The 16,942-nt window shown below is 61.0% G+C and carries 13 protein-coding genes; 7 read left to right on the forward strand and 6 right to left on the reverse strand.

The features are described 5' to 3' along the window. The first annotated feature begins 341 nt into the window (after positions 1-341). Positions 342-647: a hypothetical protein gene (locus tag ABJF10_RS18835; RefSeq protein ID WP_348546146.1), complete on the forward strand. Its 306-nt coding sequence runs from the start codon at positions 342-344 to the stop codon at positions 645-647. A 70-nt stretch (positions 648-717) separates the two neighbouring features. On the opposite strand, the gene ABJF10_RS18840 is transcribed toward ABJF10_RS18835, so the two are convergent. The 5 genes from ABJF10_RS18840 to ABJF10_RS18860 all read right to left on the reverse strand — a co-directional run bounded on the left by ABJF10_RS18840 (position 718) and on the right by ABJF10_RS18860 (position 8,090). Beyond that, positions 718-2,178, reverse strand: coding sequence for a multiheme c-type cytochrome (locus tag ABJF10_RS18840; RefSeq protein WP_348546147.1), 1,461 nt, complete (start codon positions 2,176-2,178; stop codon positions 718-720). Positions 2,179-2,209: 31 nt separating this feature from the next. Then, positions 2,210-2,959, reverse strand: coding sequence for a DUF4159 domain-containing protein (locus tag ABJF10_RS18845; protein WP_348546148.1), 750 nt, complete (start codon positions 2,957-2,959; stop codon positions 2,210-2,212). Next, positions 2,956-6,006, reverse strand: a complete 3,051-nt coding sequence (locus tag ABJF10_RS18850; RefSeq protein WP_348546149.1) for a hypothetical protein — start codon at positions 6,004-6,006, stop codon at positions 2,956-2,958. Before ABJF10_RS18850 ends, ABJF10_RS18845 begins: the two co-directional genes overlap by 4 nt. Before the next feature lie 614 nt (positions 6,007-6,620). Then, positions 6,621-7,694 (reverse strand): HAMP domain-containing sensor histidine kinase, encoded by a 1,074-nt coding sequence (locus ABJF10_RS18855; protein ID WP_348546150.1) that lies wholly within the window; start codon positions 7,692-7,694, stop codon positions 6,621-6,623. A 36-nt stretch (positions 7,695-7,730) separates the two neighbouring features. Further along, positions 7,731-8,090: a hypothetical protein gene (locus ABJF10_RS18860; RefSeq protein WP_348546151.1), complete on the reverse strand. Its 360-nt coding sequence runs from the start codon at positions 8,088-8,090 to the stop codon at positions 7,731-7,733. A gap of 137 nt (positions 8,091-8,227) precedes the next feature. On the opposite strand from ABJF10_RS18860, the gene ABJF10_RS18865 reads away from it, so the two are divergent. From ABJF10_RS18865 to ABJF10_RS18890, 6 genes are all read left to right on the forward strand, one after another. After that, on the forward strand, positions 8,228-9,541 hold the full coding sequence (locus ABJF10_RS18865; RefSeq protein ID WP_348546152.1) for an outer membrane protein transport protein: 1,314 nt from the start codon (positions 8,228-8,230) through the stop codon (positions 9,539-9,541). A 306-nt stretch (positions 9,542-9,847) separates the two neighbouring features. Beyond that, positions 9,848-10,387, forward strand: a complete 540-nt coding sequence (gene rnhA, locus ABJF10_RS18870) for a ribonuclease HI (protein WP_348546153.1) — start codon at positions 9,848-9,850, stop codon at positions 10,385-10,387. 100 nt (positions 10,388-10,487) lie between these two features. Next, on the forward strand, positions 10,488-13,625 hold the full coding sequence (locus tag ABJF10_RS18875; RefSeq protein WP_348546154.1) for a DUF3427 domain-containing protein: 3,138 nt from the start codon (positions 10,488-10,490) through the stop codon (positions 13,623-13,625). Further along, positions 13,622-13,918: a hypothetical protein gene (locus ABJF10_RS18880; RefSeq protein ID WP_348546155.1), complete on the forward strand. Its 297-nt coding sequence runs from the start codon at positions 13,622-13,624 to the stop codon at positions 13,916-13,918. The genes ABJF10_RS18875 and ABJF10_RS18880 overlap by 4 nt, the downstream gene beginning before the upstream one ends. Positions 13,919-14,271: 353 nt before the next feature. Continuing rightward, positions 14,272-14,475 carry a hypothetical protein gene (locus tag ABJF10_RS18885; RefSeq protein ID WP_348546156.1) on the forward strand — a complete coding sequence of 68 codons (204 nt, stop codon included), beginning with the start codon at positions 14,272-14,274 and terminating at the stop codon, positions 14,473-14,475. Positions 14,476-14,653: 178 nt separating this feature from the next. Then, entirely contained in the window at positions 14,654-16,057 is a 1,404-nt protein-coding gene (locus tag ABJF10_RS18890) for a hypothetical protein (RefSeq protein WP_348546157.1), read from the forward strand. 212 nt (positions 16,058-16,269) lie between these two features. Here the strand turns inward: ABJF10_RS18890 and ABJF10_RS18895 are convergent, their stop codons facing one another. Next, positions 16,270-16,665: a GxxExxY protein gene (locus tag ABJF10_RS18895; RefSeq protein WP_348546158.1), complete on the reverse strand. Its 396-nt coding sequence runs from the start codon at positions 16,663-16,665 to the stop codon at positions 16,270-16,272. Positions 16,666-16,942: the final 277 nt, after the last annotated feature.

Below are 16,942 nucleotides of genomic sequence, written 5' to 3' on the forward strand. Positions count from 1 at the left end.
ACCCGGCGAAAAAAGTGCATCGCTCCATTGGTTCCATTGGCTCCATTGCGGAAAAAGTGATGAGATAGAGACGCCAAGTGGGATCGGGACGGGATTTTACTGCAGAGGGCCCAAAAGCGTTGCCGACTCAAGGGGCGCGTCGCCCCCCCCACGCCCGTCATGCTGAGCCTGCGAAGTACCTCTGATTTCGCTCCGGCATCTATCGTTGGGCTGGTGAGGAAAGGCAGAAATCAGAGGTTCTTCGCAAGCTCAGCATGACTGCCGGTTTTTGGACACCGGGCGGAATCGCGATGCTCCTGCCGCTTGCCTACCTCTGTGACACAGCGGTATACTTTCACCCTATGAACAAATCCTCCCTCCTTGCCATGGTCTCCGCCCTGGCCCTCAGCGCCGCCGCCTTTGCCGCGGACGCCAATACCTATCAAGTCACCGGCCCGATCCTTGAACTCACGGACACGAAAATCGTCGTCCAAAAGGGCAAGGACAAATGGGAAGTCGCCCGCACTGCCGACACGAAAGTGACCGGCGAACTGAAAGTCGGCGCGAAGGTCACCATCCAGTACAGCATGACCGCGCAGACCGCCGAAGTGAAAGAAGACAAGCCCGCCAAGGGCGCCGCGAAACCCGCGGACAAGCCCGCGAAGTAATCCGGACGCCGACCCTTCAATTACCTCCGCCAGGTTCGTCCGGGCGGAGGTTTTGTTTTTTTCGGCGGTGTCACTTCCGTGGTTTGATAGTGGTTTCTGGGCGTGCGTTGGGCGCCGGGCCATCGATCAATCCGGGAGGCGGTAACGCGGTGTTAGGTGACTTTGGGGTTTCCTTGCCATGCGCGACGTCTGGCCAGAAGGTCGCGTAATCGAACGGACGGCTGAACTCGCCGTGGTGGCATTTCTGGCAGTCGCCCGCGCCGACTGGGCGGAAGTGCATCTCGGCTTCACCGCCGGAACTGCGCACCTTCACATGTTCGCTGCCCGGGCCGTGGCAACTCTCACACCCGACATTGATTAGCGGGCTGGTTACCCCGGCTTCGCGCCGGTAACCGGTGGGCGTGCCGAAGCCCACCGTGTGGCAGGTGATGCAGTTGGGGTCCGCATCCGCCCGGAAGGTTACCAGCGTGGCAAAGGCCCGGGCGTGCCCGCTGCCGAGCCAGGCCTTCGCGGCGCTCGGGTGACACTGCACGCAGCTTTGCGTGCCGGCGTAACTGTTGTGCGGCTGCACGCCGGGTACCATGTCTTCGCGTAGCGTGGCTGGGTCATCGATGGCGAGCTTCGTGTGGCGGATCTCTTCGCGATACGCGGTGGCCAGCGCGGCGATGTCCGGATCCTGCGGGATGCGGTCGTCCACGAGTTGCACTTCTCCCTTGAGCGGGCCGAGCAGGTGCGGGGCGCGCCACGTCGCTTGCAGGTAGCCGACGGCGCGCGCTTCATTTGTCGTCGCGAGTATGAGGCTGCGGTTTTCCTTGATGAGCTTTTGCGAAGGCTGGCGCACCTTGCCGCCGAGGATCACGTCGAGCTCGTAGAATTGCCGCGCGAGATCGGTGAGCCCAGCTTCATCGGCGAAGGCGAGGAGTACGATGAAATCCGCGCGACCCTTGAGTTGCGGGAGCAATCGCCCGAGCGCGACCCCCATGTCCTCGACGGCCAGGCCATCGCCGAGCCCATCACCCAGGCTGCGGCCATCGAGCACGCCGACGAGGGCCACGCGCCAGCCATCGCGGTCGATGATCTTGTGCGTGTCGAAGAGCGGTGCGCCCGTGGCCTTGTCGAGGAGATTGGCGCTGAGCATCGTCACCGGCGAATGCGCTTTCAGGTCGCGTAGTTGCGCGGCGGTGAGGTGCGCTTCGCGGTGCCCGACGTTCAGTGCATCATAGCCGAGTTTGCCGAAGGCCTGCTGGATGTAGCCGTATTGAATGCGCTCGTAATCCGCGCTGCCCGCGATGGCGTCGCCGGCGTCCACGCGGATCTGGTCCGGATTCGGCGGCCCAAAAAGTGTGGCGATGCGGGTGAGCCCGCCCAGTTGTCCGGAAAAACATCCGCACGGCACGAGGCGGCCATGCACATCGCAGGTAAGAAAGAGGGTGAGCGGACGGCCCGGCGCCAGGACCGGCTTGGGCTTCATCAGAAACCACGCGCCGGTCGCGAGCGCCACGAGGGCGGCCAGCCAAAGCCAAGGCTTCATGCGCGGCGATCAGTCGGGAAGCCGGGCCGCATCAATAGAGCAGCGCGTAGGTGAAGACGTTGACGTTCACGAGCACCGATTCGGCGATCATGTTGCCGCCGCAACAGCAGCAGCCCTTGGCATTGGCAACATCGTTCAAGCCGTCCTTGGAATAGACCATCACGAGGCGGCCGTTCACTTCCATGCCCTCGACGAAGGCCGGCCCGCCGTGCTTGTCCGTGAGCCGCGAGATCTGGTTCACGATGGAGAAGACCGGGTGCGACATCGCCAGCTTGACCATTTTGTATTCGGGAAAGATGAGCTTCAACTCGCGGCGCAGCGCGGTGTCCCAGCGCGGATCGGAGCAGCCCGGGCTGCTGAGGATGAAGCCGCCATTGAGCAGATACTTCCGCAAGTTATCGCGCTCCTTTTTTGTTAGGGCGAAATCGTCCTCGCCCGACCACACGCAAAACGGGAAATCGAAAACATTGTCCGCGTCGAGGCGCACAGGGATGAACGTCTTGCCGACGTTGAGATTGGTTTGCGTGGCGACGTCGGTCAGGAATTTGTCGGCGAAACAGATGGAGCTCTTGCCGCCGGCGTAGACGAGATTGCCGCATTGCAGCTTCGTCAGGTCGGCGCTCGGCGCGTCCGCCGCCTTGACCACTTCGGCCTCCATCTCCTTCTGCTTTTGCTCCGCGGAAACACCCGCGCCCACGCCCGACGCGGCGATCGGCATCCAGCCCAGCGCCCCGAGGGCGAGCAGCGTGATCTTAAAAAACGTCAGCCAGGATCGGGTCATGGTTTTGCCTTCGATTTCGCTTCTTTCTTCGGGCTCTTGGTGAGGGCCTTGAAGTACTCCTCCACGAGGTCGCTGTATTGTTGGATGATCGTTTCGCTCTGCACCGCCTCGGATTCGCGGTTCAATGGATTCACGCCCTTCACCACATCACTCTTGTCGAGCGCCACCTCGGGCTGCACGACATTGGGCGGCGTCTTGTTTTTGCCGTGGCCGTCGTTCTGAGCCTTGTCCGTGTGGGAAGGCAGCGCTTCGTTGCCGAGCACGTTCGGGTTTTGCCCGCTGATGATCGCATAGCCGTCGCGCCCGCCATTCCCCTCGCTGCCGTTGCCGGGCTTGGATCCGCCGGTGCCCAGCTTGCGGCACTGCATCATTTGTTTGAAATTCGCGGCCGGATTCATCCCGCGCTGAATACTCAGGTATTGGTCGAGTTCGTTGTCCATCTCGCCATCCTTCGACTTGCATTGGGAGAAGAGCTTTTCCATCTCGCCGCGCAGGGTTTCCGAGAGCGCGGCGCCATTGCTGCCATTCCCCGCGACCATTTCACCGGTGGCCTGGTGAGCGAGGGTTTGCAGCTTGAGGTCACCCATGCGCTGGGAGATCGTTTGCGCGCTTTCCGCGGCCTTCGGAAATTTCTCCTGCGCCGCTTTGCCGTCGTCCCATAGCTTTTGCTCGAGGCTGTCGAGGTCTTCGCCGATCGACTTTTCCTGCGCGGCGAGGTCCTTGAGCGCGAGCTGGTCTTCACGGGTCAACGGGCCCGGCCGGTTGTAAGCCTGCGCTTGTTTCGCCAGTTCCTGCTGCGCCGCGTAGAGGTCTTTGTAGTGGTTGATGTCCTTGATGATCTCCTGCATCAGGCTCATGTCCTCGAGCGGCTTGAGGACTTCGTTTTCCGTTTCCTGTTCCGTCGCGCCGAGTCGCGCGAGTTGCTCGTCGGAGGCCTGCTTGAAATCGTCCAGCATCTTTTGGCTGGGCGGCTGCTGGCTGGCGGAGGAGGGCTGGCCACTGGCCTGTTGACCCTTTGGTGGGGACTTTTGCGGCGGCTGCGGTTGCCCGCCCGCCGGTGGTGGTTGCTGCCCATTCGCTTCGGGCGGCTGGGGCGCCACCTTCTGGAGATCTTCCGCATTCGCCTGGGTCGAGTCGCGAATCTCCTGCGCCTTCTCCGCGAGCGTGTTCTTCAGTTCCGCTTCGATATCGTAGAGCGGCTGGTCGCGCACGAAATTCTCCATCGTGTCCGCCAGTTTGTTGAGCTTGGCATTGAGCGCATTCTGCTGCGCGAGCAGATCGTCCAGCTTCTTCTGCACCGCCGCTTTATCCGCGTCGGATTTCGCCGCCGCGAGTTGTTTTTGGAGCGCCGCAATTTCCTCGCCGACCTTCTTCTGCTGCTCGATGAGGTCGCGCATGTCGTTCACCAGCTTGGCGTATTTGGCCTCGATGTCGCTGATGTCCGTGCGCTCGCGCAGGAAGTCGTTGTACTCCTCGGTGCTGATGACGGTGAACGTCACCGTCTTGCTGCGGGCGATATGCGGCTCGGGCGCGTTGTCGATAGCCTCGGCGAAGAGCGACACCGTGTCGCCGGACTGCAGGCCCATCGTCTTAAAATCAAACGTCACAATCTCGCGGGTGTGCAGCGTGACGCGGTCGTAGTCGATCACCTTCGGCTCGCCGAAGGTGCCGTTGTGCGCGGTGTGAATGCGCAGCGTCTTCAGCCCGTAATCGTCGCTCGCCTCGATCGCCGGCTCGGCCTTGAAATCCATGGCGACGAACGAATCGTTGGGCGGATTCGTCACCTGTACGTCGGGCGGCAGGTCGTGCGTCACGATGAGCGCGGCTTCCCACGTCTCCTGCGAAGGATAACCATCGCGATCAACGATCGAGAATTTCAACTGCGCCGGTTTCTTCGCCACCATCCGGCCGATCACCTGCTTCTCTTCGCCCGGCGTCATCGTCACCGGCTCCACTCCGCTATCGGTCGAGACCGTGATGTGCCCGCTGCCCAACGGCCGATTCGAGGCGAAGCGAAACTCGATCGCGCTGCCCTCCAGCGCCTTCACCGTCTTGAACTCGAACGGCTTCTCCGTCGCGCCCAGCCCCGTATAGGCGGGCGGCGTGATTTTCACCCACGCCTTCTCCAGCCGCGGCGTGAGGATCACGCCCACATGGCGCTGCCGGCTCAGGGCGTGCTGGTTCTTCGTATGGACGAAAACGACGAGATCGCTTTTGACGTTCTCGACCTGCTGCGTGAAGCCGCGGTCGCCCCGGTCAAACATCGGCAAGGTCGCCGTCTGCTCTGGGTGGCCGGCCGGGAACCAGCTCAGATACAGCTCCGCCGGCCGGTGGCCGGAAGACTTCGCCGTGACGACGAGGTTTTCGTTGTAGACCACCGCCGTGCCATCCGCCGATGGGTCGGTGATCTCCAGGCGCGTGAATGAATAGGGTGGATGATCGCCAAACGGATCGAAAAAACGGGGAATCTCCGTGCGCGTGATGTCGAAGAGAATGGCCAGCAGGGCGGCAAACCCGAGCAGGCCCAGGGCGGCGCGCTTCGCGTCTTCCTGCACCCGCGTCGTCCGCGCCAGTTGCTCGATCGGCTCGTTGCGTAATTCCTCGACGTAACCGCCGATCGCCATTCCGGCGAGCTCGCGGGTGAGCGGCGCGAGCGCCGGGTCCTGCGTCTGCGCGCGCAATTGGAGGACATTGATGAGCTTCGAGCCCAGCCGCGGATGCCGCGTCTCGAGCGTGCGCGCCACATGCTCGAAGGTGTTGCGCTTGCCGAGGGCCAGCCACAGGTACCGGGCCCCGCCGAGCAGCACCAGCAGCACCATTGCGACGTCGATACCGAGCCGCGCACCGCTCGTCAGGTGCAGCACTACGTCCGCCATCAAGGCCGCCGCGAGCAATCCCGTGAACCACGGCCACGCCCTCAGCAGCAGGCTGGCGCTGCGCTCCTTTTGCAAAATGCGATCCGCCGTGCTGAGCCGCGCCGCGAGGGGGCCCAGCGGCTCGAGACCCATCCGGGGCTCGGGCGAAGAAACGGGTGCAGCCGCGCTCATGGCCTACAGGATAGGCGTGCACCGTTCCCCGGCAAGCTGCGTTTGGCGCCGGGAGTGATTCACTGGGAGCGGAAGGATTTCGCGGGTCAGGTTCATTGGTGCGATTCGGTGCGATTGCAGAGTAAATGAGCTCGAATGTGGGTGGGTTTGCCGGGGCGGAGATAGGGGGAGGCTGTCCGGCTTCGCTTTGGGGCTTCGCCGGGGCGAACTTTCCGGCCGGAACTGGTCGGAACTGGTCGGAGTTCCAGAGTGAACAGGTGCCGAATGGCAGCCGGAGAACGCCAGGATGAGACGACACCAAGACACCAAGGCTCGGAGGAGAAGAAGCGACTGCGCGCAAATTCTGTTTTTGGGGTGGAGTTAGTCGGAACTGGTCGGAAGAGGACGGGGTGAACCCACCTCCAGACGCTGGGAACGGCGGGAAAGTCCGGCTGACAAAAAGCGATCTGTTCAATGTGACATGCATCAATGAATTCCTCCTATCTGGCCCTTCGCCGCCACCGATCCTACCAGGCCACCATTCTAATCCACGCTAACGCCCGAAAGGTTCCGTAGCGCAGCGTTCTTGTCAAATGGATGGAACTGCCGACCGGGAAGCCGGCTCGCGTCGCCGGTTAGAAACGCGTTTCGCTGTCCGGAGCGCTCTGCGGCAAACCCGCCTGCGGGCTTTCCTCCGGCGCACCCGCGCCATTGCGCACCAGCGCCGCCGGCACCGCCCGCAACCGGAGCGCGAACGTCGCGCCCGCGCCCATGGTGCTCTCGCAGGTGACACTGCCGCCCATCGCCTCGGCCAGCCGCTTGACGATGGAGAGACCGAGCCCGACCGATGATTCCCCGCCGGTCGGCCGCGCACTGAGCCGGGTATGTTTCTGGAAAAGCTTCTTTTGATCCTCGGCGCTGATGCCTGGCCCCTGGTCGCGCACCGCGAATTCCACTTCCTCGTCCAAGGCTTGCACGGTCAGCGCGATGACGCTCCCCGGCGGCGAATACTTCAGCGCGTTGGAAACCAGATTGTCCACGATCTGGAGCACGGCCTTGCGATCGACCTGCGCCCAGCACGCCGGGCCATCGTGCAACTGCAGCGTGCTCTGCTTGCGCTCCGCGGCGGCGGCGTGATTTTGCCGGCCGGCGACGACCAGCGCGCGCAGATCGTGCGGCTCCACTTGCGAAGCGTAGCGGCCTGCCTCGATGGCGTTGGCATCCAGCAGGTCGGTGATGAGTTCCAGCATGCGCCGGCCCGCCTTGGAAATCTCCCGGCCACTCTCCGCCGCTTCCCCTCGCATCTCCATCTGCAGCAGATCGGCATTGCCGATGATGGCCGTGAGGGGATTGCGCAGGTCGTGCGCGGCCATGCCGAGAAACTCGGTCTTTTCATTGTTCAGATGCGCGAGCTCCTCATTGGAGGCGGCCAGTTCATCCATCGACAGGCGCAGGCGATTGAACGCCGTGACCCGGCTCACCTCGAAAACCAATCCGAGGACAAACAGGAAAATGATGATGCCGAGATTGCCCGCCGCGTCGATGAGATCGCGCCAACGGGGATCGTAAAGCGGTTCGAGATCCATCCCCAACAGCGCCAAGAGCGAGATGACCGTTCCCGTCAGGAAACAGACCCCCGTCCAGATCATGGCCGGCTTGGTGCCGAGAATCAGCAGGGCGCACAGCGGCACCGAGGCCAGCCATGCCACGGCGTGACAATGGATGCCGCCCTCGATGAGCGTGAGTTAGGTGAATCCCGCGGCCATCGTGCCGACCACGAGATGGCCGGACATCCCGATATTTCCCGTGCGCTTTAAGATCCACGGCACGGCGGCAAAGACCACGCTGCAAACCAGGACCACGGCCGCGCCGTTGAAATGCCCGATCAGACCGTAAAAAATAGCATAGACCGCGCCGAAAATCGTCCCCTGGACCCCGAAGTGGGCGATCAGCCGGGCCCGCCGCGCGAGATCGGGATCATGCCGGCAACTTTCCGGGATGAAACGTTCGATGGCATGATTGCCGCCTTCCAGCGCACGGAGAAAAACCGCCGGGAAATATCGAAGTGGGCTGTTGGCAGCGGAGTTTTCCAATTTTTGCGACAAGGCGGCGGGTAATTGGAGTTCAGCTTCGCACAAAGCCATCGTGCTCACAATTAAGTCGCCGCCGCAACGCTGCTGGCTTGCGTGCTGCTTTATCGGATTTGATGGCTTCCAGTCTGCCTGCTCCCTCGCGCACTCTTTTGCTGCACATTTTTTCCGCCGCCGGCCTGTTCGTGTCCTCCGGTTTCCCGGCCCGGGCCAGCGGGCTCCTGCTCGATGGCCCCGGCGCCCATAGCCAGGCCATGGGCGGCGCGGCCGTGACGGGCTACGGCAGCGCGCTCGAGGCGCTCGGGGCCAATCCCGCCGCGCTCAGCATCGTGCGGAAGCCGCAACTGGAGGTCGGCGGCTACTTCGGCTGGGTGAATGCCGATCTTCACAACGACGCCAATGACGACGCCCAGCTCCACGATTTCGGGGCCGTGCCGAATGGCGCGCTCGGCGGCACCTTTGGCCCAGTGTCCCTCGCCTTGGGCGTGATCACCGATGCCGCCGTCAGCGCCGACTGGCGTTATCGCGATACGCCCGGCGGTCTCGATGGCGCGACCAGCTACGGCAACCAGCGGCAATTTTCGCAGATCGGCCTCATCCGCTTCGCCCTCGGCGCCAGCTACGCCATCACCCCGCGGCTCTCCCTCGGCGCGAGTGCCGGCCTGCTCTACAACCGCAACCGCCTCGCCGCCCCCTACATCATCCAGAGCCAGCCGCAGCTCGCCGGCGCCAAGACGCTCCTCGACCTGGAGACCGAAGGCTGGGGCTGGAATGGCCAGTTCGGCCTCCTCTGGCGCCCCATCGACAGCATCCGCGTCGGCCTCAGCTACACCCTGCCCTCCCGCCTGCGCACCTTCGGCCACGCCACCTCCGATGCCAGCCAGCAGCTCGCCAATCTCGGCCTCAAGAATGTGGACGCCACCACCGGCTTCGACGCCGAGGTGACGAACAACTTCCCGCAAGTCGTCAGCGCCGGCGCTGCCTGGCGCTGTATCCCGCGGCTCGAGCTCGTCGCCCAGGTCGACTGGATCGATTGGCACGACGCCTTCAACTCCCTCGAGGTCAACCTCACCCACACGGACAGCGCCCTCTACCGCACCCTCCTCGCCGGCCAGAGCCACCTCAACGACCGCGCCGCGCTCGACTGGCGCAGCCAGTGGGTCCTGCGCCTCGGCGCCGAATACCAGGTCACCGACCACCTCGCCGCCCGCGTCGGCTACCGCTACGCGCGCAGCCCCGTGCCCAGCGAGACGCTCACCCCGCTCACCGCCGCCATCGATGAACACGTCTTCACCGCCGGCCTCGGCTACCAGCAGGGCCGCTACCATTGCGACCTCGCCTACCAGTACCACATCCCGGCCCACCAGCATGTGGGCCAGAGCGCCCTCCTCTCCGGCGAATACAGCAACTCCGACATCACCGTCTCGTACCAGACGCTGGCCGTGACCGTGGGGGTGGAGTTTTGAGAGAGCCCGGAAAAGGAACGACCGGGGAAATTTAATTGCCAAAAATGCCCGCAATGTGAATAATATGTTTATTATCTGCGGTTGTGTGAGGTCTTATTGACCGGAAAAAACCAAGGTCCGGCAGATTATTTAACCGCGGATGACGCGGATGACACAGATGGGGAGAGCGTAGTGCAAAGAGGTCTTTTATCCGTGCCCATCCGTGTCATCGGCGGTTAATGATGGATTTTTCGGGGCAGCGCGGGGCGGATGCGCATTTTCCGTCTTGCGTGTGACCCGTTACCCGAGTGCCTTCGGCGGTTACCGATGAAAAAGGTGACCATCCATACCGACGGCGCATGCCACGGCAACCCCGGCCCCGGCGGCTGGGCGGCCGTGCTCGAGTACGGCGGCGCCAAAAAGGAAGTGGGCGGCGGCGAACTGGCCACCACCAACAACCGCATGGAACTGCGGGCCACCATCGAAGCCCTGTCGGCGCTCAAGGAACGCTGCGAAGTGGAACTCTTCACCGATTCGAAGTACGTGCGCGACGGCATCACCAAATGGATCCGCGCCTGGAAAGCGAAGCAGTGGAAAAAGAAGGTCAAGAACAAGGACCTCTGGCTGCGCCTCGACGCCGTCGCCGCCCGCCACGACATCACCTGGAAATGGGTCAAAGGCCACGCCGGCCACGCCAAAAACGAACGCTGCGACACCCTCGCCACCGAGCAAACCGAGCGCATCAAGAAAGCGAGCACCCGCGAGCAACGCACCGCCGCCCTCGCCGCCTTCATCGCGCAACAGGCGGGCTCGCCGGATGAGCCGGAGGCGGTCCCGGCGGAGGACGAGAAGCTTTTGTTGGGGTAGGGCAGTGCCGCAGTGTGTGACCTGCACGATGTGACTTATAGTCCATGGACGTAGGCCAAAGAACTCGGCAGAATCCGTCGAACTAGGACTGCATATTGTGATGCCAAAAAATCTCCCTGAAGGTCTCTATGACCAATTGGTTACGAGTTCGCTGGCTGCGGCCCTTGCCCAATTCGCTAATCCGGAGTGGCGATCAGTGGAATCGGTTAACGACGAAGACCTAGCGGAACGATTAATCGAAGCACTAGGTCGACAACTCACCGGAGCCTTGGACGCGATCACGGGGGACGCGGGTGAACGCGCGAAGGCGCAGCTTGGTTTGATCAACGCGCTGATCGTGCACCTTCGACAGCAGGATGCCGCCACTGCTGACTACCTAGAACTTTTCCCTGAACCCGCGCAGCTGTTACGCGGCATTCATCGTACGCGCGCTGCTACGTCCTCTCCAGAGACTGGATTGGCGATTCCGTGGCTATTCACAGCGGGGAAGGGCTCGCCATCGCTGCTAACGGAACTCCGTCACGAAATCGAGTGTTGTGACCGGGTGGATATCCTCGTGAGTTTTATCACAGTGTCCGGCGTACGAAAGCTTCTAGACATTCTGCAAAGTGTGACGGCCGTTGATGCGCACGGGAATCCGCGCACTCGTTTGAGGGTTTTGACCACGACGTACATTGGCGCAACGGAGGTGGCGGCGCTCGATTCACTTGCTCAGCTTCCTGGGTGTGACGTTAAGGTGTCGCTCGACGGACGCCGAACTCGCCTCCATGCGAAGGCTTGGATCTTTCATCGTGAGACAGGATTTGGCTCTGCCTACGTTGGCAGCGCGAACCTCTCAGGTGCCGCTCTGCTCGGGGGGTTGGAGTGGACGGTGAAGTTCACGCAGCAGGGGCAATCCGGATTGTTCGCTCGAGCGAAGGCGCACTTCGAGACGTTATGGAATGACGCCGAGTTTCAGCATTACGACCCGACAGTTGCAACGCATCGCGAAGAGCTGATGCGCGCCCTTAAGCGTGAGTCGGGTGACTATGTTGGCGCGACGACGACGTTTTTTGACCTCACGCCGAAAGATTACCAACTGGAAATGCTCGAACAGTTGGCGACGGAACGCGAACACGGAAGGAACCGCAACCTCGTTGTTGCGGCGACCGGCACCGGCAAGACGGTTGTGGCGGCATTTGACTATCGAGGTGCGTGCCGGGGTCCGGCACGACCACGGCTGCTCTTTGTTTCTCATCGCCTGGAAATTCTCACTCAAGCTCGTCGCACCTACCGTGAAGTTTTACGCGATCATTCGTTTGGCGAATTGCTTGTCGGAGGCACTGAGCCGCAGAGTTTTGATCACCTCTTTGCGACGATCCAGAGTGTGAACTCCCGCAAACTCGTGGAGCAATTCGGAGTAGATTATTGGCACACCGTTGTCGTCGACGAATGTCATCGCTTGGCGGCTGATAGCTTTCACGAGTTTGTTACCGCGGTTGGCCCAAAGACTCTCCTCGGTCTCACCGCAACACCGGAACGAGCAGATGGACAACCGATCTTTCCCTATTTCGAGAATCGTCCGGATGGATCGCCAGCCGTCGAATTGCGGCTCTGGCATGCGCTCGATCTACAACTTCTCAGCCCTTTTGAGTATTACGGTTGTGATGATGAAACTGACTTCTCTGAAGTTCCGTGGGATCGCCCCGGAGAAATCGAACACCTCAAGTCCCTTGTCGATGGCAACGCAGCGCGAGCGCGGATGGTCGTGGACGAGTGGACGCGCCTGACCGGTGATCCACGAAAATCCCGGGCGCTTGCTTTCTGCGTTAGTGTTGAGCACGCAAAGTTCATGACGCAGAAGTTCAATGAAGCGGGGTTGCCCGCATTCTGTGTGCTCGGAGAGACTGATTCGGAACACCGGCAGAAAGCGCCCGCGAAGTTGGCTAACGGCGAACTATGCGTGCTCGTGACGTGTGACCTCTACAATGAGGGCGTGGACCTTCCGAGTGTAGATACGTTGCTTCTATTGAGACCAACGCAAAGCCCTGTGCTCTTCCAACAGCAACTCGGACGCGGCTTGCGTCTTTCGCCCGGAAAACAGGAATGCCTCGTTATAGATTTTGTTGGTCGACATCGCGCCGACTTCCGGTTCGACCGATTGCTCTCCGGTATTACTGGATTATCTCGAGTTGAACTCGTGAACGCGGTAGAGAATGGTTTCAGTTCTCTTCCCCCCGGTTGCCACATCCATCTTGAGAAGGTGACGAGAGCGCAAATACTGCAGAACTTGCGGAGTGTAGTGAATCAGACGTGGAGACGTTTGCGTAATGAGTTGCAGGCTTACGTTGCCCTGCGTGGACGCGGGAACGTGCAATTGGCAGAGTTCCTCCGAGAGCAGGCGGTGGAGTTGAACGAAATTTATCGGGACAGTAAGAGGAGTGGTTGGACGGCGCTGAAGCGAGAGGCAGGTCTACTCAAAGATGAACCAAGACCGGAGGACGAGTATTTCGGGCGGCGGTTTTCAAGTCTTTTGCACTCTGATGATCCCGACCAAATTGCTCTTTTTCTGCGTCTGAGCGAACCGATTGTCGATCTCGCGGAATTGAATGCAACGGAGCGCCTCCGCCTGCAGATGTTGACATACCAGATTGATAGCCAACATCGGCAAGCCGGAGCGGGTGAGGAATTTTACTCGAGGCTGAAGGAATCGTCTGTAATCCGCGAAGAATTCGGTGAACTCGCGGGGATTCTACAGTCGCGCTCGACTCTCCGGCGTCGATCAATCCCCGGCCTTGAAGAGATGCCGTTGTGCCTGCACGCCTCCTACGAAATACGCGAGATTCTCACCGCCGCCGGTTGGCTTAGCGCGCAGCGACGCGTGCCGTTCCAAGCGGGCGTCCTTCGTCTGCCAGAGCGGCAGACAGAGTTGTTATTCGCAACTTTGGATAAGAGCGAGGGCTTTCACGAGCGCAGTGCCTTCCACGATTACGCAATAAGCACCGAGTGTTTCCATTGGCAAACCCAGAACTCCGCCGGCCCGAATACGCCCGCTGGTAAACGGTATCTCGAGAGCCCTGGCAACGGCTGGACTTTTCAACTCTTCGTCCGTTTGCGTAAAGGCACGCCTTACCGCGCATGCGGTCCCGTTGTTCGTGAGAATGCAGAAGGTGACCGACCGATGTCGATAGTCTGGCGATTAGTAGTTCCTCTGCCCGTACGGCTCTTCCAAGAATTCAGCGTCTTGCGTGGCCAATGAGCGTTCATTTGGCGAATCCGAATGGGTTCTGCATCTACATAGATACAATTTGCCAAGGACCTATCCCGATCGAAAGGGACGAGCGCGGATATCCCGTCATCTATTCGAGGCGCGAGGATGCCGAACGCGAGATCGCGGACGATTGCATCGAACGACTCCGCCAGTTCCTCGAAGGGGAGCGTGATTTTGAGGACGCAATTACGGTCGAGGAATATGTCGTGCAAGTGACTGTATTCGCTGGCGGTGCAATTTTAGACAAAGACGGGAATGTCTTCCCGAACAAAAACTGGTAGTTGATCTGTGCGGCGAAGCTGGGATGGAATCAAGCTCGAGATCGGGTGGTGACGCGATCCCTACGTAAGGACGGATGGAAGGTGGTGCGGGTGTGGGAGTGTGATCTGGTGCGGAAGCATTGGCCGCGGGTGGCGCGGCGAGTGGGGAGGGCGCTTGGGAAAGGTTGATTCGAGGCTTTGCGACTCGACGCTCTGGGAGAGGTCCATGGCGCAATGGGGACAAATGTCTGCGGTGCCGTGGAGACAACGATGAAGGCAGAAGGATGAAGGGGGGGGGACAGCAAAGGGGAGATGGAAAGCGGTGGGAGGTGGGGCGGCTTGCCCTTGGGCGGGACTGTGAATAATCTTTTGGCATGAGCACGTTGAACGAAATTGAACGGGCCATCGAAGCGCTTCCGCCGCAAGAGGTGGACGAGTTGCTGGTGTGGCTGGAAAGCCGGAGGCAGCGCGGCGTGCCAGAGGTGCCGTTTGAACGCTGGCTGGAGCGGGCTCGGGGCGCGGCGACCACGGGGATGAGCACGGCCGCCATTCTCGCAGAGACGCGCGGCGAGGGATAACCAAAAGGCTTTTTGACCACGGAATGCGCGGATGAAACGGATTCCAGCGATCCCCATCCGTGCCATCCGCGCAATCCGCGGTCATTTTTCTGGATTTCCTTTCTGGTCTGGAATGTGAAGTGGGCGGCGAGGATTTCGTCTTGTTTGGCGGGAGGGGGCGGGGATACGTTGCGCGTCCATGAGCGGTGAATTTTCCCCCGGTGCGCTGGTGTTGGTTTGTTGGCTGGGCGTGGTGTCTTCGACGACTTGGGGGCAGGCGCCAGCGGCTCCCTTTGGGCGGGCGGGGGTGACTCCGGTTCCGCTGAAGCAGCCGGTGCTGCCGGTGGCGCTGGCGCCGGATGGGGGGCGGTTGCCGGCGGAGAAGCGCTACATGCCGTCGTCGATCAATGAGCCGCTGATGTCGATGACGATCCAGGTGGTGCGGGAGACGCCGGGGAAGAGTGTTTACCGGTCGAAGCATTTCGAATTCACGACGCCGGTGAAGCTGGGGGTGGCGTCGATGACGGCGATTTGCAAGACGTTCGAGAGCACTTATGAGCTGGTGGCGAAGCTGCCGTGGGGGATCAATCCGTGGCCGGAGGATGGGCGGATCTTTCGCGCGGAGCTTTTTATGTCGCGGGAGGATTATCTGTGGACGGGGGCGCCGGAGTGGTCGGCGGCGCTGTATCTGCCGAGGGAAGGGGTGTTTCGGATTCCCTTCGAAGAGGTGGGGTTGCGGTCGCGCGGGAACGAATTTTTTCTCGGTGGGCCGATCAATAACGAGGTGATCACGCACGAGGTGACGCACCAGATGATGCACGAGTATCTACGCTACATGCCGATCTGGCTGGCGGAGGGGCTGGCGGAATACACGGCGCATCTGCCCTACGACAGCGGGCGCTACAATGTGGCGGCGGCGGTGGAGGGGTTTAAGCAGTACCGGCGGAATTATGGGCGGGTGAAGAAGCTCGGGGTGACGGTGAGCGCAGGGAAGAGCCCAGGCTGGGTGGGGGCGGATAACCTGTGGGGTTACACCACTTCGATTACGAATCGGCGGCCGATTACGAATCTGGCGTTTGATCCGCCGAAGAAAAATGATGCGAACAGTCAGGTGCAGGAAATCACGATCCCCGGTGGAGCGCAGTCGGAATTCCGCGAGCTGCCGAGCCGCTATTTTTCGGCGCACGCGCTGGTGTTTTATTTCATGCACTTCGATGGCGACGGGAAGGCGACGCGGATGAAGAAGTTTTTCGATGCGATCCACGAGGAGCGGAAGCAGTGGGTGGGCTTCGAGACGACGCTGGCGGCGTATCAGGTGGCGGTGAAGCAGTACGAAAGCGACGTGCAGCAGTACCAGGCGGACTGGGAAGTTTTCCGGAAACTGCCGGGGGTGGAGAATCTGGGCATGGGGCAGTTTCGGTTTCCGGCGACGCTCAAGCCGCCGACCGCGCCGACGGTGCCGGTGGCGCCCGCCGGGCCGGGGAACATCGACCCGGGCAAGGTGTGCGCGAAGTATATGGGGATCCTGCTCGATGGGCGCACGCCGGAGGCGCTGGACAAGGAAGTGCGCGCGGCGTTTGCGCGGGCGGAATCGCCGCTTTGAAATTTTTTGACCACGGATGACACGGATTTAACGGATGGATTTTGGTGGGAAAATTTCCTCTATCCGCGCCCATCCGTGTCATCCGCGGTTAATCTCATTCGGTCAGCGGAGTTTTTTTGACCACGGATGACACGGATTTGACGGATGGATAGTGGTGGGGGAATTTTCCCTATCCGCGCCCATCTGTGTCATCCGCGGTTAATCTCATTCGGTCAGCGGAGTGCTCCGTGGTCGTCTTCTGAGAGCCCTCTCACCACGCGCTTCCACGTGAGCTTGGCTTCCTTAAAATTCAGGAGTAGCGCTACGTTGAGGGCGGTGATGTTCAGGTAGCCGAGCATCTGGGCAATGTGGGTGTCGTTGAAAGCGGTCACCACCTTGGGATCGGCAATGACGGTGGAATCGACGATCAGATCGGGTACCAGTCTACCGATGAGGCGGCCTTTATAGTGCACCGGATATTCGCGTTGCTGCTCCACAGTGTGTCCACGGGCGACCAATTCGATGAGAAGCGCGTTTTCATACAGTTTCTCATCCAAGCCGGGTTTGAGTTCGTTCAACACGGCCATCGCCGCACCGATGATGTCCTTGGTGATCTCTTCGTGCTTCATCGGCGGAGCTTTTACCACGGATGACACGGATTTCGCGGATGGATTTTGGCGGGGAATTTTCCCCTATCCGTGCCCATCCGTGTCATCCGTGGTTAATTTCATTCGTTCAGCGGAGTTTTTTGACCACGGATGACACGGATTTAACGGATGGATTTTGGCGGGGGATTTTCCCCTATCCGCGCCTATCCGTGTCGTCCGCGGTTAATTTCATTCGTTCAACGGAGTTTTTTTACCACGGATGACACGGATTTAACGGATGGATTTTGGTGGGGATATC

Origin of the sequence: Chthoniobacter sp. (assembly GCF_040003245.1) — a bacterium.
In the GTDB taxonomy this organism is placed as follows: domain Bacteria; phylum Verrucomicrobiota; class Verrucomicrobiia; order Chthoniobacterales; family Chthoniobacteraceae; genus Chthoniobacter.

What these genes read in the sequence shown, in the direction of transcription:
- ABJF10_RS18835 (WP_348546146.1), top strand. Translation starts at nt 342, where the DNA reads ATGAACAAATCCTCCCTCCTTGCCATGGTCTCCGCCCTGGCCCTCAGC.
- ABJF10_RS18840 (WP_348546147.1), bottom strand. Translation starts at nt 2,178, where the DNA reads ATGAAGCCTTGGCTTTGGCTGGCCGCCCTCGTGGCGCTCGCGACCGGC.
- ABJF10_RS18845 (WP_348546148.1), bottom strand. Translation starts at nt 2,959, where the DNA reads ATGACCCGATCCTGGCTGACGTTTTTTAAGATCACGCTGCTCGCCCTC.
- ABJF10_RS18850 (WP_348546149.1), bottom strand. Translation starts at nt 6,006, where the DNA reads ATGAGCGCGGCTGCACCCGTTTCTTCGCCCGAGCCCCGGATGGGTCTC.
- rnhA (WP_348546153.1), top strand. Translation starts at nt 9,848, where the DNA reads ATGAAAAAGGTGACCATCCATACCGACGGCGCATGCCACGGCAACCCC.
- ABJF10_RS18875 (WP_348546154.1), top strand. Translation starts at nt 10,488, where the DNA reads ATGCCAAAAAATCTCCCTGAAGGTCTCTATGACCAATTGGTTACGAGT.
- ABJF10_RS18880 (WP_348546155.1), top strand. Translation starts at nt 13,622, where the DNA reads ATGAGCGTTCATTTGGCGAATCCGAATGGGTTCTGCATCTACATAGAT.
- ABJF10_RS18885 (WP_348546156.1), top strand. Translation starts at nt 14,272, where the DNA reads ATGAGCACGTTGAACGAAATTGAACGGGCCATCGAAGCGCTTCCGCCG.
- ABJF10_RS18890 (WP_348546157.1), top strand. Translation starts at nt 14,654, where the DNA reads ATGAGCGGTGAATTTTCCCCCGGTGCGCTGGTGTTGGTTTGTTGGCTG.
- ABJF10_RS18895 (WP_348546158.1), bottom strand. Translation starts at nt 16,665, where the DNA reads ATGAAGCACGAAGAGATCACCAAGGACATCATCGGTGCGGCGATGGCC.